This window comes from Roseibium sp. ROS1 (genome assembly GCF_054658215.1).
Window position 1 is genome coordinate 1,643,282 of the sequence record NZ_BAAGIG010000002.1, and the last position, 25,195, is coordinate 1,668,476.

The following is a 25,195-nucleotide window of genomic DNA, read 5'->3' on the forward strand; positions in this document are numbered from 1 at the left end:
CGTCTAGGAGGAATGGCGGTTTCTTTTTTTAGATTGGACTTCGCAGACACACCTATGACAGCCCACCAACACGCTATCGAACAGCTAAAAAACTACATCGACGCCCTTGCCGCTGACGAACCGATATTCGGACCAAGCCAAGCTTTGCAGCAATTCGGCTCTGAATTCCGCCCCAGCCAGGATGCATCGTCTCGGCTACCTCGTGGGGACGCCAAGGCATGTTATTCCAACGCCACTGCGTATGCTCGCACTCATAGGGATCTTTTCTATTCAGAGGGATATGCGCTCGACCCGGCGTTCCCAGTACCGATTCAACACGCCTGGCTCGTAGATGAAAGCGGCGCAGTGATTGACCCGACGTGGAAAGATGCAGAGCAACACGTCTATTTCGGCGTCGCGTTCAGAGCGGACTTCCTGACCGAAATGATGAAACACAGCGAAGGCGAGTGCGGACTACTCGTGAACTGGAGGCTTATGCGAAAGCATTTTGCCACGCCAGAGCTTCTGAGTGCCGGTTTGCTGTCGAAGTCTGAATTGCCTATCGCTCGTTCTCCCTGCCCCATGAGCTGAGATCCACGATCTCCTCCAGTTGGGTGTAGAACCGCCGTTCCCGGTTGAAGACCGCCAGGCAAGAAACTACGATCGTTGGGATCCGCGCAACTTCACCAGGGAGTTTGTGTCATATGAGCAATGAGCCGACCCCGACGACGCCCGAAGTCACTCTCTCTCCTGCACGCTCCGCGCTGCGGACCAATTTCACCGCAGAGAGCGACAACGAAACGATGCAGTGGCTGGACAAATTCACCGAGGAAATGACGCAACCTGGAGAGAACGAGGTGGCTTTCTTTGCCCGACGTCGCGAGCTCAAACTCGGCGCCGGCCTCGACGACTGCACTCCGGTTCAATCGGATAACTCCGGATGATTTTGCGCGAAAACTCGGCCGAGGAATGAGAACACGACAGTGACCTCCGGCTGGAAGGCACCCCAATTCATATCCGCAAGAAGCGTTTCCAAACAACCAAACGCCAAACGGACGTCTGAAAAGCGATATTTTGCCCCGTCTGAAAAATAAATTTTCAAAGAGGTGACCCACCATTTTGGTCGCCAGAAACACCATAATCGCGCCCGTGGTCTGCGAACAGGTCATCACCCTCATGAGACGCCCAAAACGCTTCATAATCCAAATTCGCAGGATTGAATCCCTCTGTCGGAAGGACTCAGGTTTCGTTTCCGCGAACGACATCGACGGAAATGCCAACACTCTGCTCTGAGGGCATCTGAGTTTCTGGAGCGTCCACTCGATCGAACGCAATGTTCGAGGCTATGCCGACCGAAATTTTCGTTCACTCTTTGTTAAAGAATATGCATCCAGAACAAAAAAACGATCAACGCAGACATCAGGAAAAATAACGACCCGCTACATCGAGACCGAATAAATTCGAATTCATCAAAAATACAATTGAAGGGCGTTTACCGGAAAGATCATCGCGTAGCTGTTTGGTCCGTATGAACGCTGTCAGTCAAACTATTGAGTTTTTTACTTGATATTTTGATCCTTCAACCTTGTAAGCCCTCAAAGCATTCAATCCAACAGCATCGACCAATACAGACCCGCAGACCTTCATATGCGGGAACCCTTCCCCACGTTCAAAACAACGAGCCAAATCGTGCATGCTTCAACACCTCCGGGACTGATCGTCCCACACCTGAAAACATCTGCAATTTTCAAAATCGCGCGCGATATAATCGCTTTCGAAAAGGGCGCGCACCTGTCGGATGCTGTGGCAACATCTGGCCCTCCCCTTCAAGATTGGAGCAAAACACTCGTCATCTTCCCGGGCATCATAGCGAGGTCAGAAACTGGGCCATTCTTGGAGCCATTATTTTGGGTATCACAGGATCTTCGCTGGGCGGTAACAACCAAGGGACTGTCCAGGCTCGGCGAACATGTCGACGACGTCGTCCGTTTGCATCATCGGCAGCCAGACGGAGTGAACGGGTAAAAGCCCCTCGAAATCAATGATGAATCCGCCCCGAAGAAACAAGCTACTGATCAGCTGGATTAAATACCCAGCATAGCTCCCCGAACTCGGAAAGATTGGAACCGGCCGCCAGGGTTCATGGCGCTGCTGGCTTCTTTCAAGTCTCCCAAATTCCCCAAAACCCGAAGCCGACGTTCCAAAATCCTTCGGAGCGAACGCGACAGCCTTGTCTGAAAGCACTCGAATGAAACGCCCAAATTTAATTGCCGGGACCGGACGCGACGTGGGCCTACTGATGGCCCGCATGGCAGTTCGCCGCGCGCTCCGGCGACGTCCGGAACTCCAACGCCGCTCAGCTTACATCCTCGGCGTCGAACTGCCCAACGACCACGACACGACACTCTATGAAAGGGCCCTTGAGATTGAACTTCAGAGCCTCGACCCTGAAGGTCCCGGCAGAGGCACTGCTCCGGAATTTCAATACTTCTTCGATCAAAGGGGAAAATCCAGGTACAGGCGCAAGGAGAAGTTGGAGGGGTTTCTACTTCTGGAGAGAGTGACCGAAAATGAGCGGCTGGTTGTTGTCGGGACCCCGCAATATCCGATTACCGGCTCATTCCGGAATATCGTAGAAGCGACCATCGAGGTCGGTCCGACAAGGCGTCATATCCAAGCCGCCCTCCTAATTTCTCGAGGATTTAAATTGAGCGATCCTATCGCAGGCGACCTCATCGCTCACAATATCTCCAGCCTGTCGATCGCCTTTCGTGGAAACCGGCCACTCAAGGCAGCCCTCGGCATCCTTGATGCGATGGCTGAAGCGGAAACATCAAACAGCTCCAACGGACGCGACGACGATGGGGTTTTACCGCTCGAAGACATGTCCGGATATGGTGATGCGAAATCCTGGGGCCTCGAGCTCGCTCGGGATTTCAAGGATTGGAAGTCTGGTGCGCTTTCATGGCGCGACGTCGATCGTGGCGTTCTTCTATTTGGCATCTCAGGCACCGGGAAGACGGTGTTCGCAAAAGCCCTTGCTAAATCCTGTGGCACAAGTTTCATCGAATGCTCCCTGTCGAAGTCCCAGGCACTCGGACATCTCGGCGACATGCTGAAAGGCCTCAACTCGGCCTTCAACCAAGCAAGGCGAAACGCGCCGGCAATATTATTCGTCGATGAATTCGACGCCGTCGGCAACCGTGAGACGCTTTCGCGTCATGCGCCAGAATATGCGACCCAATTGATCACCGGCTTGTTAGAGCTGATCGATGGATCCGAGAAGCGCGACGGTGTCGTCGTCGTTGCCGCCTGTAACCGTCTGGAGACGATCGACCGCGCCTTCTTCAGGCCCGGTCGCCTAGAACGCATTATCGAAATCCTTCCGCCGGAACACGAAGCGAGGAAGGCAATCTTCAGTCAGCACCTGAAGTCTGAACTTCCAGAACCGGATCTCAGCGAAATTGGACGCTTGACCGAGGGATGGACAGGGGCGGAGTTGGAGCGGCTTGCAAGAGACTGCCGGAGGACGGCGAGACGATCAGGCAGGGCAATGGACGCCCAACAGGTACTCAACACTCTCAACAGTGAAATGACGAAAGTTCCTCCTTTACTTCTGGAGAGGTTTGCGTTTCACGAAGCCGGACACGTTGTGGCGGCGTATGTGATCCAGGGCATCATCGCGACGGGGGTCACCGTTCGAGACTATGTCCGGCCGGCGAATGGCATCCGGATTGAAAGCGGGGGACAAACCGTCCTCCCCTCCTCCAACTCGGGTTTCAAGGTTCGCAGCGACTATCTCAACCGTATCGCTGTGCTCTTGGCCGGACACGCCGCGGAAGATCTTTTCTTCGATGAGCCGTCTGACGGTTCAGGGCTGGTGACCGGTTCGGATCTTGAGCAGGCAACGATGCTTGCAGCCCGGCTTGTGGCCTGTTCTGGCCTGTCTGGCGGGTTGGTTTTCAGGGCCGACGTCACCGAGCCCATCCTTCAAAGAATGGTCCGGTCCGATGAGAAATTCTCCAGAGAATGCGATCTGGTCTTGAAAACTCAGATGCGCCGCGCACGTGAAATCTTGAAATTGAACAAGCCAACCCTGCTAGCGATCGCAAAAGATCTACAAGAATCAGCGAAGCTTGATCGACGCCAACTTGCAGAGCATCTGGCTAAAAACTCAGAGATTCCGCCATCCGTAGATTCAACAACCATAAAATTGGCGAGAACCTAAATGCAGCTTGTTATCGTTAACCCCGGTTCGCTCTCCGGCTGGGCTCCCCAAATGCGAAAAACCCTGGTAGTAGGTTTGCCTCCGAAATGCCGGTCGCAAATAGGTTGCGATGCGTGTTTCGACTTCGGCTTCACCCACCAGCTCAGTCTGGCAGGATAAAGGAGGTAGCCGACCATGACTTTCATGCAGAACAATTCGGCTCTCCGCGAAGCCGCACAAGATCTCCCGATACACAACGCTTGAGTTGGGTAACCGACTGCTTGCGCGATGTCTGAGGTATGACATCCGTTGCAGTGGATTACCTAGCGCTGTCTCTTCGTGACCTCCTCGGTCGTGTCGAACAGCATCCGTTGCTGATGTCGGGAAACGAATTCCCTTCTTTGTCGTTTTAACCGGCACAGCAGCTCTCCCCTCAAGCGATTGAATTTCGAACCCGCCGCCGCGCGGGAACAGGAGAACTTTGCCATGTGGAATGCATTGAACCGTATCCGCTCGTCTGCCCGTCCGGGCAACATCGATGCCGGTGGTTCCGCCTGCCGAATATCTGCCGTGAACAGTCACGTCAGATCCAAGCACAAAGGAAAACCACCATGTCAAACGACAATTCGAAATACACGAAGTCACCCCGCCCCTCGCTCGCTTCGCGCAAAGTCGCTCTGAAATCCACGGCTTCGTCCCGCGGATTTCTCCTGAACCAGACCTGCCATCGCTGGGCTGGATACGAAAGTACCCTTGAAAGGGACCTTCAGACGATCCTGCTGGCGCACCCGGATGTGATGCAGTTTCAGGAACAGCCCAAGCCGGTGCCTTATGTCGACGCCGACGGGAAGCCTCGCAAGCACACGTTCGACCTTCTGATCCATCTCAACGATGGTCAAACGGTTGCCTGCGACGTCAAGCCCCTCAACCGCCGAAAGAAGAGCGGGATCGATGAGGTTCATCGCCTCATCAAGCAGCAGCATCCGGCCTATGCGGACAAGTTCATTGTCCGCACCGATCGCGAGATTTCTCGCGATCTTGTCCGGAATGCCGAGCTGATCCTGCGGGCGCGAAATCTCTGGGACGAAGAGACCATCGAAGAACTGCGCCGGCACCTTGCCTCGATGCACGGGGTGTTCCGGTTCGCCTCTCTGGTCGCTCTCTTCGACAGCCAGGCGGCCGGTTTTAACGCGGTCCTCAACCTCATCGACTCCCAGGAGCTCAAGCCGGTGACCCGTGGTCGGATCAACGACAACACCGAACTCGAAATCTGCAAAGCAGCCTAACAAGAAAGGAATTTGAACATGACCGAGAATAGCACCGAACTTCAGAACGAGCCGACCCCGTCTCCGGAATACCCGATCTGTGTCAAAGCAGATTCGAAAATCGACATCTGCGGCGTTGAGTACACGGCAGTCACATGGGACAGACACGGCTGCGTGCTTGCCCGCGTTGACAACCCGCTTGATGTCGAGAGGCGCTTGAACTCGGAACTCCAGGCATATGTCGCCTGGAGGATCCTCTTCGAGGCACGCGGCGAACTTGCACCTTATGCGTATGACGTGGAAGTCGATCTTAGTCGCGATGCTCCGTACCTGACGCACCAAGCCGTCGAGATGGTCGGAATTCGCCAGTTCATCTGCGGAAATCTCCGGAAGATGGGTATTGACGCTCACTCGACTTGTAGTGACGCGACATTGGAGAACACGATCGCTGCGCTTTGCGCCGAGTGGGTTGAGAATTACTCTGAGAACTCTCCCGGGGCCAAGTTCGGCTATCCCAATAGCGTCGAGAGATTTGGACACCCCAAACCGCGTCTCGTCCGTAGTTGGCTTGAGCGATACGAGCCGGCCGACCTGAACGGAATGGAGCGCATTATCGCGCATTGTTTCGCAAACATCGCGAGAAGCGCTGCCGCTTTGCGATAGGTTTCCTGATCTCGCAAGCCTCCCAAACCGACAACACCACCAGCCCGGTCACGGCCCTCGAATTAGAGGAGTGCCGTGACCGGAGTGCCTCGCACGCGAAGCACCCGGTTTCAACGCTGTTCTGAACTTCCTCGACGTGCAGAAGCCGAAGCCGGTCACCCGAGGCCTCTTCAACGACAACACCGAACTCGAAATTTCAAGGCAGCCAAACTGAGAAGGAAATTGATCATGACCGAACTCACCGACAACGACCAGAACGCAGATGCGGCTACCGGATCCGATGCTCTGCACCCGCTCGATACCGAAACAAAGATCTCGATCGACGGGCTCCCATACGTCGTGGTGTCATCGGACGAAACTACCTGCGTGCTGCGACGTGTGGACCGCCCTCGCGTCTACGCGAGGTTCACCAACGCTGAACTCCAGGATCTGATTGCGCAGGGCCTTTTGGTCCAGGACCGAGAAGCGTTGTCCTCCATCGAGCTTGGCCTCCAACACGATCACGAAATCCAGCTTTGGCATCTCGAAGACGAAATTGCTGATCGCGTGGTGTTCCAGAGATACTTCTGCGACCAGTTTCTTGCCCTGGAACTTAATGGCCTGGCCTCTCGATGCGATGCCTCCATGGAGGTCGCGGTTAGCCACATCTACACCGACTGGCTGCGCCACATTTCAGAACGGGACAGTTCTCACATCCGCTCCGGTTCTTCGCAGCCGATCGACGTCTTCGATTGCCCGAAATCTAGAACCGTCCGGTCATGGCTCCGCACGTACGAAGCCGGTGACTTCAAGGCCATGGCGCTCTGCCCAACGCAACACAAGCGCATCATCTGGAGCCGGTGACGCGCGTTCCCTCAATAGCTCCCCAGCCAATCAATCTGCAACGCAACCTAACAAGGAAAGGAATTTGAACATGTCAGACCTCAACACGAACCAGACCATCTCCTCCACTTCCCCCTCGCGGATCCGTTTCTCCCCCCATTCCGAAATCATCATCAAGGGAGTTTCGTATACCGAAGCTCTCTCCGATGAGACGTTCTGCGTTCTGCGGCGTGTCGACAACCCGGACGTCCACGAAAGGTTCACGTACGTTGAACTGAACGACCTTGTCGCGCAGGGGCTCCTCACTGAGGAACGAGGCGCATTTGACCTCTCCATGCAGGCTCTCAAGATCGGTCCCAACGTCAGGCTTTCCGACCTGAAGCCGGAAGTCGCGGAACTCGTTCATTTCCGCCAGTTCATCTGCGATGAATTCCTCAAGATGGAAGCTGCCGGTGAGGCGTCGCGCAGTGACGCCGCGCTGGAGCAAGCGATTGCGATCCTTCACGGCAAGTGGGGCACCCGGCTTGCACTGCATGCTCCGGGAACGCGGTTCAGCAGCCAGCAGACGGGTGGAACCTTCAAGATCCCGCGTCCCAGCACCGTCCGCCGGTGGCTTCAGAAGTACGAAGCCGCCAACTTCAATGTGATGGCGCTCTGTCCCTTGAAGCACAAGTGCGGCAACCGGGCGGATCGCCTTCATCCGGACGTCCGGGCGCTTCTGCGCAATGGTGCTTGCGAATATGCCAGCCTTCTGAAGCCGACCATGGAGAAGGTCTATCGCGAATTTGTCGAACATTTCAACGATTTGAACGAAGTGCGTGCCGAAAAAGGGCTGCCAGCGCTGCCGCTGCCGAGCAAAGCGGCAATGCGTGCGGAAATTCGCAAGCTGGCGCCCTATCACGTCGATGCCGGCCGGCGTGGTGTGTCGTTTGCTAAGAAGAAGTACGCATACATTCAAGGCAAGCATGACCCGGAGTGGCCCTTGCAGCTCGTCGAGATGGACGAGTGGCAGGTCTCGCTTCAAACCCTGCTCCAGGGCAATCCCGTCTGGGAAGGGCTGGGCATCACTGCAAAGAAGCAATTGGATGAGGAAGTCGGGCGCATGCAGCTCTCGGCGGCCATCGATGTTCGAACCAAGTGCATCCTGGCGATGCAGCTGGCTCGTACGGCGACTACTGATCTCGCCATCGCGACTTTGAAGATGGCAATGACCGACAAGAGCGATATCGCGAAGGTCGCCGGTTGCGACCACCCCTGGGATATGGCTGGTCGGATCCAAATGGTCCGCGTGGACAACGGCCCGGCCTATGTCGCCGGTGCATTCAGCACCGCAGCGATCGATGCCGGGATCGCTGTCGACTACGCCGTTGCTGGCGCGCCTTACCTACGCGGCTCCATCGAGCGTGTGTTCAGCAGCTTCCACTCCGGAGTCATTTCGCTCTTTGAAGGCCGGACCTTCACCAATGTCGTGGAGAAAGGAGACTACGAGGCAGAAGCACGCGCCTCACTGACGATCGAAGAACTCGGCCGGGCACTCGTCCGGTGGGTGGTCGACGTCTACCACAACACTCGCCATGAAGGCCTGGGCACTCAAACACCGCGAGAAGCCTGGCTTGCACTCAAAAACAAGGTCGGCGTGCCCTTGTCCCCCAGCGAAGATGAAATGCGTGCCTGTTTCGGGGGCACCGTTGAACGCGACCTCTCCAGTGAAGGTATTCAGCTCTACCGCAACAAGTACCAGTCCACGGAGCTTCAAAGCGTTCGACGGGAGTTTCGCCTTCGGAAGAAGTTGAGGGTTCGCTTCGATCCGGACGACCTCGGACACATCTCGGTCGAGACGCCCAAGGGCTGGCTCAAAGTTCCGTGCACCACGCTGGAGATGCATGGAGTTTCTCTGGAAGCGCATGTCGAAAACCGGCAGCGCATGCTGGCAAGGTACGGCGAAGAAGCCGCCCGCTCTGCCCCGATCGCCAGTAAGGCACTCGCAGATCTTCGTCGTCTTGCAGATGAATCGCGCGCCCGCCGCGGCATCGCATCACCGGTCTTCACAGCCACCAACCTCGCCCATCTCGAAGCCCATTTCTCTGACGACCGGGTGCGGGTCGATGAGGCGTTCGACGGCGACATCCTGGGCCTCGATGAACCCGATGACGTCGGAGTGGCGAGCGATCCGGAAGCTTTCGGTGAGACCACCGCGTCGCTGGTCAGGGATACCATGCCGTTCCTGGGCGACGACGATGATGACGATGGCTTCGAATATGTTCTGGAGGACTGAGATGCAGACTGAAACCCACCACAACGAACCCGCCGCAGCTGAATTGCCGGTACGACGGGAGGGACGGCGCCGCCGACGAAAGCGCAATCCGGAAGTTGCGGCCCGCGAAGTCAAGCTGAAGCACAGCTACTATCCTCACCCCTGCGATGATATTCTGTACGACCGCCTAAACACGCTGCTTGACGACTTCGACGACTACAATACCGTTGAGACGCAGTTGGGCCTCAGCCGCGTCGGGCGGCTGAACGAAGGCAGGGCAGTCGTCGTCGTTGGAGAGTCTGGAACAGGGAAGTCCAGCTCTCTGGAGCGCGCCTTTGCCAACCTCGGGATGACCGTCCGATCGGACAAGACCTTTGTCGTCTCTGTCCGGGCTCCCTCTCCCTGCAATCTCAAACAGCTAGGCATCGAGATCCTGATTAGTCTGGGCTATCCGGTTGACCGCGACTTTCGGGAAAACGTCGTCTGGCGCGTGGTCAGAGAGCAGCTCGCCCTGCGCAAGATCCGCTTCCTGCACCTTGACGAATTGCAGCATCTGACTCAGCTGAATAACCCTACCGAGGCACTCAAGGTCTGCGACACCCTTAAGGGGGTGATGCAGCACGCTGATTGGCCAATTTGGATGATCCTGTCCGGCATGCCCAAACTCGCTCACGTCATCGAGAGTGATTTCCAACTGCGCCGCCGCAGCACCTTTGTTCGCCTCGACCAGTTGACAGCCCGCAAGGAAGACCTGAAGGAAATTCGAAACGTTCTCGGCAATTTCAGTCACAAAGCGGAGTTGTCCCTCGACGGCCTTCCAATTCCGGAACTCGCCAGCCGTCTCCTCCATGGCACCGAAGGTCGCCTGGGGTACCTTATCGAAGTCGTGCAGGAAGCCCTTTTCCTGACCCTTCAAGAAGGGAGGAAGAACCCCCTCATGGGTGATTTCGAGCGGGCCTATGAGGCCAAGACCGGTTGCCGCCCGGAGCACAATGTCTTCGCCGACGGCGTCGAGTGGCAGAACGTTGACGTCCGCAACACCCTTTTTCCCGAGGAGGAAGTTGAGGAAGAACCGAAGCCGAAGAAGCGGAGTCGCAAGGTCGTCCGGGGGGCTTAAGCATGAAACTCGATCCCTTCTACATCCCCACCTGTCACCCGGATGAAACCCTCACGAGCTTCGTGTCGCGCGTCGCCGCCATGGCATCTCGCCGTGCCCGTGACTTCTGCCTAGACATGGGCCTGAACTTCCAGTCCCTTTGCGATGGCGACCCGAATGAGGTTGGCGAGTTCGCCGAGCTTGTCGGCTTCGAGAACGGACGTTTGCCGTGCGCAATCCTTGAGCGCACCGGCGACCGTTCTTTCAAGATGAACGCCGAACCCCTTCCCAGGGCTTCGCTTCGCCGCTCGACGGTTCGCGTCTGTCCTCACTGCATCAAGGCAGATCTGGAGTGCAGCGCTGACCATGAGAGGGTTCGGCCATATGGCCGCTGGTCCTGGATGATTGCATCGGTCCGAACTTGCCCGAAACACAATACGCCTCTGATCGTGGCAGCGACCGAGGATACCCCTCAGATGCTGCACGACTTCTCGCGGCTTATTCGACCCTTTGCGGAGGACATCGACGGGCATGTTGCCGAGGCACGTGACCGGGTGCCGTCGGACTTCGAGACCTATGTCCTGAGCCGTATCAAAGACCAACCGTCCAAGTTCTGGCTCTCGTCCCTCCCCGTCTATGCTGCCGCTCGGGCCTGTGAAATCATCGGAGCCACCAAGATCCATGGCGCCCAGGTGATGGCGGAAACCCTGTCGGAGGACCAATGGTACGACGCTGGCCAGGCCGGCTTTGAGATTGCCGCACATGGCCCCGAGAGCATCCGGGCGCACCTCAACGACATGCAGCGGGCATTCATGCAAACGCGACACGCGTGGGGCCCCAAGCAGATCTATGGGCGTCTCTATGAATGGTTGGCGCATGAGACCGGCGACACCGCTTACGACGCTCTCCGCGAGATCATCACCGAGCATGCTTTCAATACGTTGCCCATGGGACCTGACGACGAGATTTTCGGCAAACGACCGACAAAACGGGTCCTTCATTCCATTCACTCCGCCCACCTTGAAACCGGAGCCCATCCAAAGCGGCTTCGAAAGGTTCTCCAGGCGGTCGGGCTGATTGCTGACGAACAGATTGCCCTGTCAAACGAACGAACCCTGTTCCGTGCCGACGACGCCAAGTTCTATCTGGACCGGATCGAAGAGAGCATGTCCCTCAAGCAGGCCCAGGCCTACATCAACGCGCCTCGTCCTGTTGACCGGCGACTGTTCGAGGCAGGAATTCTGAAGCCTTGGCTCCAAGGAGGAACAGATGTCTTCAAGAACCATGCCTTCGCAAAACGCGATCTCGACGAATTCCTGGCAGCGTTGGCTGGTGGAGCAGCGCCAGTAACGGGTGAAGAGAAGTCCTTGGAACCGATCCTGCGTGCAGCGAAGATGGCGAACTGCTCCACACTGGAAGTCGTGCAACTGATCCTGGACAATCGCCTGGGCACGATCCGAACAGATCCGGACCTGACTGGCTTTCTTGCCGTACTCGTTGATCCGGAAGAGGTGAAGTCACTTGTCCGTCGGGAGGACCACGGCGGTTACTCCCTTCGCGAAGTCGAGCAGAAGCTGAAGACCACGACGCAGGTGATCAAGGCGCTCATCGCGCACAATCACCTTGATGCTGAAATCGCGGTCAACCCGATCAACCGCTGCCCGCAGACCATCGTGAAGCGAGACGTCCTGACCGCCTTCATGGACAAGTTCGAGACCGCCAGTTCCCTCGCCCGCAGATCAGGGGCTCATCTCCAGACCATGATGAAACGCCTTGATGGTTTGGGCGTCACGCCCGCCTTTCCCAAGGACCAGATCCCGGCAACCTTCTATGCGTTGGACCGGGTTCGGTCAGCCGATCCGGATCTAATTCCGACGCCTTGAACCGGCAGACCCGCGATCGTCGATAACGCCTCCCATTCCGGGAGGCTTTTTTGTGCCTGCCGTCCGGACTTCAAGGACTTAGGCTTCTATTGAGCCAGATTATTCATGCATTTGAGTACGGCTTTGGCCAAAATCCGGGAAGGACTGAGCCAAAATTGAGAATAAAGACCTTGAATTTCAATAGCTTATATTCCCCGCGAGCCATACTATGCATTCACGTACAGCCGACACCGGCCGGAAGTCTGAATTCGATCGCACACAAAGCTTAGCCGGGAGTTCGCCCAGGCCGGTTCCCACCGGCCACAGCGCGGCTCCCGGCGCCCAGACGAAAGAACCCGCCTATCGGAAACGATCGGGCGGGTTTTGGTTGTTAAGCCTGACTGTGCGACTAGTCGCAGGCTTTCGAATAAGCTGCCACTTCGCATTGACCACAAATTGACTGGGCTATGCCCGATCTACTGTTTCACGCTTAGCGGGATCGTCAGGGTGAGATACGCCGAAGTCCCTTCCAAACGGTTTTCGGCAGCAAATTCGCGGTAAACCTTCACACGTGTCGAGACCGGTGTCTGCCCAAGCTGGAAATTGTAGCTGGCCGTGCCACCAAGAGCGGCAACGCGTCCCTCGAAATCGCCGAGCCTCGCGCCGGATCCGCTGTCGGCTGTAATCTGGTCGTAGTAATAGCCGACCAGCCCTGCCGAGAACTGGGGTGAAAAGGTTTTGGTGAGCGCCCCTTCGAAGTGAAATTCCGTTCCGGTGGTGTAGTTCGTGGCCGGGTTTTCGCCGTTGAAGGTGAAACCGGCTACACCGGAAACCTCCCAACCGCTTTTAGGATCGAACCAGGTTACGCCACCGTTGATGTCGAGCCCCCAACGGTTGAAGGCAACGTTGGCAATCTCGCCTTTCTGGTAGTCCCCCACCGGCACGTTGACAAGGAAACCCGTCGTCCAGTGCCAATTGCCGTTGTGCCAGCCCAGCGAGGCGCCAACCACGGGGTCACCGATCGTGAACACCGTATCGCTGACAGAGGCTCCGAGAATTCCGCCGGCATCAAGTGAAGCATCGACGGATTGTCCACCCCAGGGAACCGTCGCCTGCAGGGCAAGGCTGCCCCCGAGTACGCTTGTCGGTACAACCCACAAGCCTGTTGCGAGATCGATGTAGGCGGTCGCGTCGACATTGCCGATAATCCTGCCGCCAACAGGCAGGTCACGGCTCGCCCCGGCAGACCCTGAATAGAAATAGACGTCATTTTGAAAGTAGACACCCGGCCCGGGTAGCACCGCCGCAAATGGCCCCTTGGACCCAAGCAGATAAAACCCGACACCGCTTTCAGCCGAGTTTGCCTGCTGCGGTGTGCCCGCAAGGCACATCAGTGCGAACAGCGACACCTTCAAGGTGAGTGAGTGTCTGCGTGCTTTGCTGGTTCTGGTCTCGCCCACGTCCGCCTCTCCTGCCTCAAAAGTCGCTACGGGTTTGCTGCATGGCCCTGTGTGTCGGTTTCCACTTGCTTGCGCACTTAGTGCCCGTTTGACAGACCGATTTTGCATGAAGGCAGTTCTCTACCTTGATACTCGCCAGTCTGCCCCGCCGCTTTTCAATACGAGTTCCCAAAACCGAAGAAAAAGGAGCACCTTCAATTTGGTAGCGAAGCTCCAGTATGCAATTTTCCCGGGATATTATCCAGCAACGAATTGGGCCTCGTTTTGCGTTAATCGTCAACGTTCACTGATCTGTCTGGTCGGCGCAACTTTGGAAGTCATTGCCACCATGTCCCGAAATCAGCAGCTCACTTTCCGGTGGCATATACCCTTCCTGTTCGAACACTCGCATTAACTCACACCCAAAGTTAGCATAAGGGTTTTTTGCAACCCATTTGACGTATGGGATCATTGGGCTGTTTGATGGACTTATCGTTCGTGAAGGAGCCGCGTGATGTTGAAACTTATTGCGGCAGCAGCACTTGCTGCCTGCCTGGCCCCGGTAGCTGCCACAGCCCAGGAACCAGACAAGCCAAATATTCTCGTCATCTGGGGGGATGACGTCGGGATGTGGAACATCTCGGCATACCATCGAGGCATGATGGCAGGCGAAACGCCGAATATCGACAGGATCGCAAACGAAGGCATGCTCTTCATGGACCATTATGCCCAGGCGTCCTGTACCGCAGGCCGGGCGGCCTTCATCACGGGCCAGTACCCGCTTAGGGTCGGCCTGTCCACCGTCGGTCTCCCCGGTGCGCCTCAAGGTCTTTCGTCCGAAGATCCGACACTGGCCGAAATGCTCAAGCCCCTGGGGTACCGCACCGGACAATTCGGAAAGAACCATCTTGGTGACCGGGACGAACATCTACCCACCAACCACGGGTTTGATGAATTCTTCGGGATCCTCTACCACCTGAACGCCGGGGAATATGTCGAGCAGGTGGATTATCCGGCACAGGCTTTCGAGGATGCGAACCTGGCACAGCGAGGCATCATTCACAGCTTTGCAAAAGCAGATGGCGGTCAGGAGATCGAGGATCTCGGGCCCTTCGGCCAGGAAATTCAGCGCAACCTCGACCAGGACGTGCTTGAAGAAAGCAAGCGCTTCATTACGGAGGCTGTCTCTGCCAACGAGCCGTTCTTCGTCTGGCACAACACCACCCGCATGCACTATCGCACCAACCTGAACGACCATTATGACGGTATCACCGGCACCGGCAATGTTTATGCCGACGGCATGGTGGAACTGGACGACGACGTGGGTGAGCTTCTGAACCTGCTGGACGAACTCGGCGTCGCCGACAATACGATGGTGATGTTCTCCACCGACAACGGTGCGGCGTCCAATTCCTGGCCCGACGGCGGCAACCAGCCTTTCCGGGGGGAAAAGGGCGTGGGCGGTTATGAAGGCGGCTTCAAGGTGCCCATGGCAGTGCGCTGGCCCGGAGTAACGCCGGCAGGAACCACCACCGGCGAACTTATGACCATGGAGGACTGGATCCCGACCATCATGTCTCAACTGGGTCAGCCCGACATCAAGGAACAGCTGCTGGCAGGTGCGGACATTGGCGGCAAGACATTCAAGGTTCATCTGGATGGCTATGACCAGACCCCGTTGCTGACCCAAACCGGGCCCTCCAACCGGATGGAGTTCTTCTATTTCACTGAAACCACTTTCCACGGCCTGCGCTTCGGGGAATGGAAGTTCCTGTTCACCAGTCAGGACCGTTGGTTCAACGGCAACCAATACGAAATGACCTCCCCATTGATCACGCGCCTCGATCTCGATCCCTTTGAACGGTTCCACGACGCCCGGGGATTTGACGAATGGCAGGAAAACAGGTCCTGGGCCATCGGTCCGGCACTCGGCCTGGTGAACAAGTTTGTTGCCTCCTTCGAGGAATTCCCGCCGCGGATTGCCAGTTTCTCCACGTCTGTTGAGGACATGTCGAAGCGGATTATGAACGCTGCGCCGCCACCGCAGTAAGCCTAAGCAAGCGGCGGATCTTCAATTCCACGAATACAGCCTTCCGGACCACAAAGTCCGGAAGGCAAAAATGCGAGGCAACAGGCGCGGCGTGCTAAGAGCATCGGAGGTCTGCCACCCCGAAAGGAAATAGGGATCGCGTAACCTCCGTGCTGCCCGCGCGCAGTCCCGCCTGTTACCGCTTTCGCTGCCAATCAGCTTCGGAAAGTCAGAAGTCCGTCCGACGTACAGGCGTCCCCGGAAACGGGTCGCGCCGTTGCATGCGCCCACCGATGACACGATGCCTTTCTGCGTGCTATTTTCCACTTCTGGAGGAGCCAGATGTCTGAGGTTCTGCTGTTTCACCATGCGCTTGGCTTGACTTCCGGGGTGCTGAAGTTTGCAGACGATCTGCGACAGGCCGGCCACAAAGTGCACACGCCGGATTTGTTCGAGGGTAATACGTTCAACAGCATCGAGAAGGGCCTCGCCTTCATCGAGAAAACCGGCTTTGACGAAATGCGTGAACGCGGTGTCCGTTTGGCAGATGAACTCCCCCACGATCTCGTCTACGCGGGTTTCTCGTTTGGTGTGCTACCGGCGCAGAAGCTAGCTCAAACCCGGCCTGGAGCACGGGCTGCCTTGCTGTTCCACTCCTGCCTGCCGATCAGCGGTGACTGGTCTTTTGGGCCCTGGCCTAACGCCGTCCCTGTTCAAATCCACGCTATGGACAATGATCCTTTTTTCGTCGGCGAAGGTGACATCGATGCCGCGCGCGAGATCGTTGAAACGGCAGAGGATGCGGCTCTTTTTCTCTATCCCGGAGAGGAGCACTATTTCGCCGACAGCTCGCTACCATCGTTTGATGCAGAAGCGTCTGCCCTGCTCACCCGGCGGGTCATTGAATTCCTGCAACGCGTCTGAGGAAACCAGGAGGCCAAACTGCTGCGGTTGCTGCTTCTGACACCGGACAGTCTTCTTGACCCGCATGGCGCCCTCAGACCCTTCGTCTGTGAGGCATTGGATGCGATTGGCCAGATGAGAGGTGAAACGGGAGCTCGGCTTGCCTTTGCGCTGGTTGTTCGCTCGTCAAATGACGCGGCTGCAGTCCTGTCCACCTTGAGAGAGCTACGGCTTCCAGCTGGCTCCTCCCCGGTCGTTGAGACGAACAAACCCGGTGTTGACACAACAATCCTGAGAGAATTGCAGGAACGTTTCGCGGTAAATGATCCCGCATCGGAATGTGTTTTGGTCGACACCAGACCCGGCAGCACGGACGCCGCTCTCCCGCCAGGTTTACCGAAACTACTTCTGGAGGAGACTGGCGCCGATGGAATGTCTGGCTGGCCGGCAATGCTATTGAAGATTGCCCGAAAAACCGGAAGAAACGCGGCCGAGAACCTGCAACTGGTGCTGCCGGTTCTGGCAGCCGCGGAAGGTGTTGTCGACCTCCAGCAAGTTTCGTTCCGCCCGGAGCGGATCGAAGCAGAAGGTCATTGCCTGATATCCGTGGAAGACAGCGCACTTGGCGCCCTCTCCGGCCTCTTCCTGAACCTTCCCACGTCGTTTGTCATTGAACAGCCGGACAGCCCTCACCCTGTCGCATTCAAAGAGGTTGCTGAAGACACGATCAAGGAGGCAAAGGCCTACATTCAAAGTCTGCGGGCCAATGGCCAGCTTGAGATGGCACCAGGTGAGGCAGGCCAAGCTGAAGCAGGAGAGCTTGAAGGCATGGCGTCGCCACTGCTCGGACAACCGACGCACTATGTCGAAACTGATGAGACCGGAAGACGCATACTTCGGCGAAGGGGCTTCAACTGATCAAGTACACAGGAAGGCCCTTGCCGTACCTGGAAGAGCGTGACACCGGCAATTGAAACGCTTTCGAAGCAATCGACGCTCCTCCCCCACGTTACTGACCACATGGCTCACCGCACCGATCGTATCGTCGCCCGCCTGGCTGTGGGCCTCTTCGGAAATCTGACCGGCGGCATGCAGGCTGAAGACAAAGCTTTGTGCCTCGACAGCGGATTGCCGAACTGTTTCCACTTCGCCCAGCAGGGCGGCATTCCCGTTTTGCTCACCGATGAGGACGTCTTCCTCAACGTAGCAATAGACGCCTTCCAGATCGCTGGCGACATCTGCGAGCGAGACTTTCTGGCGCCGCCGAACGGCTGCTACCGACTGGTCGCCAAGCTGAACCCGGCTGCCGTAGAACCGCTGATCCGTATCATCTCCGGTGACTTCCAGCAGGCTGCGGCGGGAGGCCTGTGTCAGCACATCACGAACGGAATGAACGGTTTCCGAAGGCGGCCGGCCAGCCAGAACCACGGTGGGGGATGTCAGTTGTTCGGCATTCAACAGCACATTATGGCTCTCGAACCCGTCCCGGATCGCCTGGGCATTGACCCCGGCATTGCGCATTCCGTCCGCAATCAGCATGGCGTTGCCGACAGACTGGAAAAATCGGGGTTTAAGTGGCGCCGTACGCGCAGCAGAAACCAGCAACTCTCCCGCCGTCCTAGCCGCCGCCAGCAATCCTTTTTCGCTCTCCACACCGCGCGACTGATAGATGTTCGTCAGCGTGTCGTAAAAACAACCGCTGAAGATCATGCCCAGCGAATGTACTTCGTTGATCAGAACGCCCGGGCCACCTGACACCGGCAAGGAGGCCGGCATCACCCATTGATGTGTGTTGAGAGCGCGCCGAGGGACCGCCGCATTGTGATTTGCGTCGACCAGGACAGCAATACCGTGGGACAGATCCTCTGCAGTGGACTCTACAAAGTTCTTCTGTCTCAACAGACCTTGATCCACAAGCACCTTGCGGGTCGCCTCGTCCTGAAGCGCGACGAGAATTGCGATGCAGTCTCCGAAGGCTTCGTGAAAAGCACCCGGCTCCGCCTGAAAAGCACCCCAAAGATCCGGGCGAATTGCATCCAGAAAGGCATGACCCGCCTCGTGTGCGACAACATCCGTACTTGCCCCTGAGCGGTAACTGTCTCCCCCGGCAGCATCCACCTGAAAAAAGGAGAGCGAAAGCCTGTCGTAAAAGGCATTGAGCTGGGGCTGCCCCGGTGTCTTGTGTTTCAACCGCAAGGTTTTCCCGTTTTGCCACGTGGTCAGCGTGCTCCCGTCGATCAACTCCCAAAGGTCGATGGCTCTGAGAGCGGCCTCGCGGCATTGCCAGAACAGAAAGCCGTCGCTGTCAGTTGGATATGTGTCTTCCGGGACGGAGCCCAGATAGACATACCGGGCCAGTTCATCTGGCCGCTCAGCATGCGCCTCGATGACGGCTGCAGGCGGGTGTCCGGCTCTCGGGTCGTTCGGAATGAAATTGATCGGCATGATTTCCTCCTCTGACCGTCAATGGCGTGTCCGGACAAGTTGGCTTGTTGCAGCAAGCGGCTTGGTGTGGCGCAGACTGTGCCCGTTTGGTCCGCGTCCTCCTGGCAGGAGCGACACCCCCAGAACAGTTTCCAGTGCCGGAGGCAGGCGCCAGACTGGTGCGGCAGGCGGTGCAATCCGGTCGGCGAAAAGATAGAGACCTGTCAGCACCATCACGGCAATATGGCCGGTCTCCACCTGCAAAGGCACAAGCATCCAGGGCCAGCAGGCAAACACACAAGCCGCCCCGGTTCGAAGACCGAACCAGCAACCATCAGCCTGTGCCTCCTGTCCGAAAGCTGCCATCCGGCTGGTACCGTGGCACCTGTTTCTGGCCCATTGGGCGAGCGGGGACATACTCCAAACGACAGCGACACCGAGCGCCAACGACAGGTCGATCCAGGCGCCGGTAAGCGCCAGGACAAACGCCAGTGGCACAAGCAACAGGCCCGACAAGATCCAGACGCAAAGATAACCGAGCAGAAAGGCAATACTTGCAGCCACCCTTTGGGACGCATGCACCACTCGGCCGACATAAGACAGATTGGCGGCAACCAGCGGCGCCATCATGGCGACGACCATCAGGATCCAGTCCGCAGCTACCGCTTGAAAGATCTGCGAGAATTGAAGGTTCGGTGCGGGCAGAAAAACGGATTGCGCAACATTCAGACGCCCGCAAAGAGCCGCGACGTTCGAAGCAGGTTGCGCGAAACCGAGCAGGAGGTAGCTGCCCACGCTCAAGGCAACCAGCCAGGGCATTGCGCCCCGACCGGTCTGCACGGCAAAGGCCGCCAGCCGGGACATGTCATCTAACCCTGAGACGGTAGATGCTGATCCGGTCGACGGTAATTTCCGACGAGGCTCCCTCGGGCTGAACGAGGCTGACTTCAAGCTCCTGGATTGCAGCACCAGCACGCGCCTGCATGGCCGCAACCTTGTCAGTGATTTCCACGGTTGATGACAGGCCGTTGCCTGCGTGCGAACCGTCGGTTGAACTGGCCTTTCCAAGGCCGAAGAACACCAGAGTTTCGTTGATTTCCGCATCCGGTATGCCTGGCGCAACAACACGAACGGAAAGAACACCGCTCGGAGAATTTCCCCGGACACCTTCAACGTTGAGATAAAGTCGCTCCGCTGCGGCCGGGGCTGCAGCAGCAAGGGCCGCAACTGGCGCTGCAGCCAGTTTCACGCGTGCCGTTACCGGACTTGCGGTAACCTGCAGCACCTCGTCGTTTGCCCCGACGAGTGTCGAAGTGCCCCGACCTGTCGGTGTAGTGGCCATTGCAATCCCCACGGTGGGCGTAATGCCCGTTCCATCGATCAGATTATCATAGACCGGCGCAAGAGCCGCGCCCGGCAGCGTGTCTTCCGGCGTGAAAATGGAAATATTTTGTTGTGCGTCCGGCATCGCAAACTGGCGCGGGAACGGCCCGTTGAGCCAGGGCCGGCTGGTTTCCTGGGAGTTGCCTCCCCCGGTCATCCAGGCCGCCCACAAGCGGTCGATGTTGCAATGGTGAACCCAGAAGATCGGATCGAGACCGGCAAAATCCGGATCGTACATCCAGCCGGTCGGACTGGGCGGTACGTTGCCGCCCACCATGACATGCACGAAATTGTGCGGGTCACTTTCGACCGCACCATATGCATTGCCCTGCTGGTCGAAGCCGCTGATAGGACCGCCATATCCAAGCGTGCCGGGGATTGATGTATAAACGGTCTGCGTGGTTTGCGCGTCGAGCGAAATGTCGACATTGATCCAGGCCTGCGGACCAAGTTTCACGGCAGGGCCACGAAATGCGTTGGCCAACGGGTTCGGCGTGTTGTCACCCGGAATGGTGCTGTCCAGAAACTCCTGCGGATAGTCTCGAGACGCAGGATCAGACCCGTTGAGATAATTCCAGTAGGGCAATGCCCATGTAGTCGGACCGCCCTGGCTGACAATCCAGTCTGCCAGGATTGCCTCGAACGCATGCAGATAGCCCCTGTGCCAGGGCAGGAAAAACCAACCCGCATGCTGACACTGGTTGAACATCAATCGTTGCTCGTCGGCGTTTGGTGCCGGCGTGGTCGGTGAAATGATGTTCTGGTCAATCCAGCCTTGAGGATTGATGCCGTGGATCGCTGCCAGGTAGAGCCAGCTTGTCCGATCACGCAACTGGCGCGACCGCAGTTCACCAACGGCTCGCGCATACCAAAGCATCGTGTCGGACCATGGCCCGCCGAGCTTGGCAATGTCTTTTCTTATGCCTGCCATTATTTCCTCCCATTGAAAACTCGAGAGAACAGTCATCTGAATTTTGAAAAGCGAAAATTTACTTGCGGCGCCTGCAAATCAAAAGCGCATCAATCTGTTTTTCAAACAGGCAGCTACGTTAGCATGAAATAACGAAGATGTAACGCCCCAGGTTGACGGAATGCGACAGCAATACCATTACGTGTATTGAAAGTTGCAATATTCCAAGATCCCCCTCTTCCCGGCGTTCAAAGACGAAATCACTTCGCCTGGCTAGATAGCCGACCACACGGATCAATGACCTCCGCCGGTACCGGCAGGTGCCGGTTTCGGTTCCCCCACGAAAGAGAGCGCGGCGACAAAGGCAAGGACCAAGCCTGTCAGGATCAGGAAAACAACCGAAAAGGACAGCCGGAAGGCTTCACGAGTGCCAATTGCACCGGAAGCACATCGCACCCCTCCTATATTCTGAGGATCGCGTGCAAGTGCGCATCTAAAAAATCAAATTTAAATATTTAAGGAAAACTTCCCTAGCGTAATAAATGTATTGCTTTACAGATGGCAAGATTGACGGCAAGCTAGAAGCGACAAAAGGAAATATATTATCAAGCACGCAAGTGGACACAGAGCGCTTTCGCCTGTCCACGGCGCAGCTCGCGTTGAAAATGCGTGTGAAAATCTGTCTACGTGAAACAATCATTGTTAATTACCTCATTATTTCTACGAAAAATTGGTGCCTAATATTTGATTTAAGACTGTTTTCAGGTGGAGCGATTTTGTCGCTACGAGGGAATTCATGCAGGCAGCCGCTGAATACCGAAAGCCCGTACGGCTATTCGAAAAATGGGAGAATCGGCAGAAAGTAATACTTTTTGCCGACGTAGTTGGATCTGCGCGGCTGTTTACGACCGCCGACAATGCATCCATAGGAGCTTGGCTCTCCTTTGTCGCCTACCTGAAAGATGACCTTCTGCCGGAACACGATGGCAGGCTCGTGAAGTCATTGGGCGACGGCATTCTGGCTGAAATCGAGCACGCAACGAGTGCAGTCCGATTTGCAATGCGTCTCACCACGGAACTGGCAAAGATCAACGAGCAACTCCCTGCCGTGAACCGGTTGCAGGTTCGCATCGGTATCGACACCGGCGACGTGCTCACCACCGGCGATGACGACATTTATGGCAGCCACGTCAACATTGCCGCCCGTCTCATGTCACTTGCCCGCCCCGGAGAGATTGTTGCCTCCGCCGAGGTCAGGGATGCCTTGGCAAGCGAACTCGACGCGGAATTCGAGGATCTTGGTGATTGCCACCTCAAGAATGTCGCCGAGACGGTGCGGGCCTTCAGGGTCCATCCCGTGGGAACCCACCCGAGCATTTTTCCGTTACAGCAATTCGAAGACCTGTTCCCCACCGTCGCGGTTATTCCCTTCACGCCACGCAGCAGATCAAGAGACAATTACGTGCTCGGTGAAGTGCTCGCAGAGGAATTGATCGTCGCACTGTCCCGGTCCTCGGAACTCAATGTCATTTCCCGCCTGTCGACGACAGGTTTTCGCATGCGGAACATCTCCCTTGCCAAGATCTCGGAGACGCTTCAGGCGGATTTTGTCCTGTCGGGGACCTATAGCGGTGATGCGAACCACGTAATTCTGGACGCGGAACTCGCCGACGCAAAAACCGGGCGCGTGATCTGGTCGGATCGCCTGAGCGAGGAGGTTCCTACCCTCCTTAGCGATTCATCCGTCATGTATCAGTTCGCCAAGGATTGCCACGCGGCAATCTTCCGGAGCGAGGTGCAACAGGCACTGTCCTGCCCGATGCAGACACTCGATGCCTATTCGCTTCTCATGAGTGCGATCGGACTGATCTACAGGCTCTCGCGCCATCATTTCGAATACGCCGCCGAACTTCTTGACGAACTGATTCACCGTTCGTCGCGCCAACCCGCAATGGCCCTGGCATGGAAGGCAAAATGGCACGTTCTGGCGGTTCAACAGGGGTGGACGGATTCGCCAGAGCGCGAAAAATCCCTAGCCTTGAGCTGCACGCAAACCGCGCTCGACCACGACCCGACAAATGTCACGGCCCTTGTGTCCGAAGGATTTGCCCTCACAAATCTCGCGCACAAGCTCGAAGAAGCTGAACAGCGTTACAACATGGCCCTCGAGTACAATCCGAATTACGCCATGGGCCGCCTGCTGCGCGGCACTCTCTTCGCGTTCAAGGGAGCTGGTGAGGAGGCTGTCAAGGACACGGAACTGGCCCTCCGCCTGTCTCCCATCGATCCCTACAGGTACTTTTTCCTGTCGCTTGCGGCATCCGCTTGCGTTACGGCCGAAAAATATGACCGCGCTCTCGAGTTCGCCAACCAGTCGCTTCGCTCCAACCGTGCGCACACCTCGACGCTGCGTGCCAAGGCTGTCGCGGAAATGCGTCTTGGACACACCGAACTGGCAGCTCAGACCATAAGCGAACTGCGCGAGCGTCAGCCGGATCTGACCGTAAGCCGCTGGCTGAAGAATTCGCCAAGTGCGCAGTTTCAGGTTGGGAAGGACTTCGCCGATACCCTAAGGCAAGCCGGACTGCCGTCCTGAGAATGGAGTGGAACCGGCCAATCGAAAAGGTAGGGAGAGTTAGTCATGACACCAAGGGAAACAGCATATCCGGCAGGCGGCTTCGGGGGCTTTGGAGGATTTGGGGGCTTCGGCGGCTTCGGGGGATTTGGCGGGTTTGGAGGGTTTGGGGGCTTCGGGGGATTTGGCGGTTTTGGCGGGTTCGGCGGCGCCCCTTCCTTCGATGCACCGCTGATCGTGAACGCGCTGATCACCAATCACGATGGCATTGCCGGAACCTGGCAGACTGTTACGGCGGCCATCCAGGAGAACTGCCCGGAATACGATGCTTTTCTAGGCCGCCTCTCTCCGGAAGTCCGGCAAAGCATTTACGCACTTGAACTGGCATCGAGGCTCGGCTTCACCTTCAAGTTTGAGGGAACGTGCTCCGGAACGGCTCAGGTATGGCACCTGAACGTGACCAGCAACCCTGACGGGACCGATACGCCACTCGCGGCTTATGCCATGCTCGCCAGGATGTCTCGCCCAACCATGGCGATCTTCAAGAAGCAGCTCGATCTTGTGGCAAATTATGCAGACCTGCGGCAGGATCGTGCGGCTGAAATTATCGCCCAACTCAGCACACCTGTTGAATTTCTGCGGTCAATCGCATTCATCGCACCGGCTCGAACACCATATACGATCGAGCTGTTGGCAACTGCGCAGGGTCTCGCCAACCTGGTGGAGATGCGGATCAAGTATGCCCTGGCCTGCAAGCGTCCGATAGAATTCTCCCCGCAGATCCAGCCGATGATCCTGACGCCCACGCATGGCACCCTGCCGAGCGGTCATTCGACGGAAGCCTTCACGCTGGCCCGGGTCCTTTGGCTCCTCCTGAGGGATGCCGGTGTTGTACCTTACGACGACACGATCTGGGGCAAGATGTTCATGCGTCAGGCCTCGCGCATTGCAGTAAACCGCACCGTCGCGGGTGTACATTTTCCGGTAGACAGCGAGGCCGGCGCAATTCTCGGGCTTACACTCGGCGCCTATTTCGCGGGTCGGTGCCAGGGTTCCAATGAAATCAAGGGATGGGCTTTCCACGGCGACCAGTATCCTGACAGCCGGGATTTCGACTGGACACAGCTCTACGATCCGGCAACCCACACGCAGAAGGATCCGGGAGCCTGGGCCGACGAAACCACAACGTCCCTCACCGGCACGACCATTCAATCCAGGCCGCTGGCCTGGCTGTGGAACCGCGCAAAGCAGGAATGGCTCGACCTGAGGGAACCCTGTGCCGGTGGCAGCAGCGGTGGCGGAACACTCGAGGATGGTGGGGATGGTGCCCCGCCTTTGGAAGACGACGGCTCGTGATCGCATAGCAAAGTCGAACCGGAGGTCA

The 25,195-nt window shown here is 57.2% G+C and carries 18 protein-coding genes; 14 read left to right on the plus strand and 4 right to left on the minus strand.

Annotated features, from left to right (window positions below; all coding sequences use genetic code 11):
• Window positions 1-12 precede the first annotated feature (12 nt).
• The 9 genes from ACYQ6M_RS15500 (at window position 13) to ACYQ6M_RS15540 (ending at window position 12,169) form a co-directional block, all read left to right on the plus strand.
• Window positions 13-570, plus strand: a complete 558-nt coding sequence (locus ACYQ6M_RS15500) for a hypothetical protein (protein WP_460074541.1) — start codon at window positions 13-15, stop codon at window positions 568-570.
• 113 nt (window positions 571-683) lie between these two features.
• Entirely contained in the window at window positions 684-923 is a 240-nt protein-coding gene (locus ACYQ6M_RS15505) for a hypothetical protein (RefSeq protein WP_460074542.1), read from the plus strand.
• 1,304 nt (window positions 924-2,227) lie between these two features.
• A complete protein-coding gene (locus ACYQ6M_RS15510) occupies window positions 2,228-4,207 on the plus strand; it encodes an AAA family ATPase (protein WP_460074543.1) in 1,980 nt (659 codons plus the stop codon).
• 590 nt (window positions 4,208-4,797) lie between these two features.
• Window positions 4,798-5,472 carry a TnsA endonuclease N-terminal domain-containing protein gene (locus ACYQ6M_RS15515; protein ID WP_460074544.1) on the plus strand — a complete coding sequence of 225 codons (675 nt, stop codon included), beginning with the start codon at window positions 4,798-4,800 and terminating at the stop codon, window positions 5,470-5,472.
• A gap of 18 nt (window positions 5,473-5,490) precedes the next feature.
• Window positions 5,491-6,114, plus strand: coding sequence for a hypothetical protein (locus ACYQ6M_RS15520; RefSeq protein WP_460074546.1), 624 nt, complete (start codon window positions 5,491-5,493; stop codon window positions 6,112-6,114).
• Window positions 6,115-6,342: 228 nt separating this feature from the next.
• Window positions 6,343-6,957 (plus strand): hypothetical protein, encoded by a 615-nt coding sequence (locus ACYQ6M_RS15525; protein WP_460074548.1) that lies wholly within the window; start codon window positions 6,343-6,345, stop codon window positions 6,955-6,957.
• A 70-nt stretch (window positions 6,958-7,027) separates the two neighbouring features.
• On the plus strand, window positions 7,028-9,211 hold the full coding sequence (locus ACYQ6M_RS15530) for a Mu transposase C-terminal domain-containing protein (RefSeq protein ID WP_460074550.1): 2,184 nt from the start codon (window positions 7,028-7,030) through the stop codon (window positions 9,209-9,211).
• A 1-nt stretch (window position 9,212) separates the two neighbouring features.
• Complete coding sequence (locus ACYQ6M_RS15535; protein ID WP_460074552.1) at window positions 9,213-10,307, plus strand: ATP-binding protein; 1,095 nt, start codon at window positions 9,213-9,215, stop codon at window positions 10,305-10,307.
• A gap of 2 nt (window positions 10,308-10,309) precedes the next feature.
• Window positions 10,310-12,169 (plus strand): TniQ family protein, encoded by a 1,860-nt coding sequence (locus ACYQ6M_RS15540; RefSeq protein WP_460074554.1) that lies wholly within the window; start codon window positions 10,310-10,312, stop codon window positions 12,167-12,169.
• A 455-nt stretch (window positions 12,170-12,624) separates the two neighbouring features.
• Here ACYQ6M_RS15540 and ACYQ6M_RS15545 read toward each other — a convergent pair whose 3' ends face one another.
• Window positions 12,625-13,608 (minus strand): SphA family protein, encoded by a 984-nt coding sequence (locus tag ACYQ6M_RS15545; protein ID WP_460074556.1) that lies wholly within the window; start codon window positions 13,606-13,608, stop codon window positions 12,625-12,627.
• Between the two features lie 493 nt (window positions 13,609-14,101).
• Between ACYQ6M_RS15545 and ACYQ6M_RS15550 the strand changes: the two genes are divergently transcribed.
• From ACYQ6M_RS15550 to ACYQ6M_RS15560, 3 genes are all read left to right on the plus strand, one after another.
• On the plus strand, window positions 14,102-15,637 hold the full coding sequence (locus tag ACYQ6M_RS15550; RefSeq protein WP_460074558.1) for an arylsulfatase: 1,536 nt from the start codon (window positions 14,102-14,104) through the stop codon (window positions 15,635-15,637).
• A 321-nt stretch (window positions 15,638-15,958) separates the two neighbouring features.
• On the plus strand, window positions 15,959-16,540 hold the full coding sequence (locus ACYQ6M_RS15555; protein ID WP_460074560.1) for a dienelactone hydrolase family protein: 582 nt from the start codon (window positions 15,959-15,961) through the stop codon (window positions 16,538-16,540).
• Between the two features lie 411 nt (window positions 16,541-16,951).
• Window positions 16,952-17,437, plus strand: coding sequence for a hypothetical protein (locus tag ACYQ6M_RS15560; RefSeq protein WP_460074562.1), 486 nt, complete (start codon window positions 16,952-16,954; stop codon window positions 17,435-17,437).
• Here ACYQ6M_RS15560 and ACYQ6M_RS15565 read toward each other — a convergent pair whose 3' ends face one another.
• The 3 genes from ACYQ6M_RS15565 to ACYQ6M_RS15575 are packed head-to-tail and all read right to left on the minus strand — an operon-like array spanning window position 17,438 to window position 21,257.
• Complete coding sequence (locus ACYQ6M_RS15565) at window positions 17,438-18,964, minus strand: gluzincin family metallopeptidase (protein ID WP_460074564.1); 1,527 nt, start codon at window positions 18,962-18,964, stop codon at window positions 17,438-17,440. It lies immediately after the preceding gene.
• 18 nt (window positions 18,965-18,982) lie between these two features.
• The gene (locus ACYQ6M_RS15570; RefSeq protein WP_460074565.1) at window positions 18,983-19,807 is read right to left on the minus strand and encodes a DUF2182 domain-containing protein; all 825 of its coding nucleotides are present in this window, start codon (window positions 19,805-19,807) and stop codon (window positions 18,983-18,985) included.
• 1 nt (window position 19,808) lies between these two features.
• Window positions 19,809-21,257, minus strand: coding sequence for a tyrosinase family protein (locus tag ACYQ6M_RS15575; protein ID WP_209171461.1), 1,449 nt, complete (start codon window positions 21,255-21,257; stop codon window positions 19,809-19,811).
• 775 nt (window positions 21,258-22,032) lie between these two features.
• Here ACYQ6M_RS15575 and ACYQ6M_RS15580 point away from each other — a divergent pair.
• Window positions 22,033-23,832, plus strand: a complete 1,800-nt coding sequence (locus ACYQ6M_RS15580) for an adenylate/guanylate cyclase domain-containing protein (protein WP_460074566.1) — start codon at window positions 22,033-22,035, stop codon at window positions 23,830-23,832.
• Window positions 23,833-23,877: 45 nt separating this feature from the next.
• A complete protein-coding gene (locus ACYQ6M_RS15585) occupies window positions 23,878-25,167 on the plus strand; it encodes a phosphatase PAP2 family protein (protein ID WP_460074568.1) in 1,290 nt (429 codons plus the stop codon).
• Window positions 25,168-25,195 lie beyond the last annotated feature (28 nt).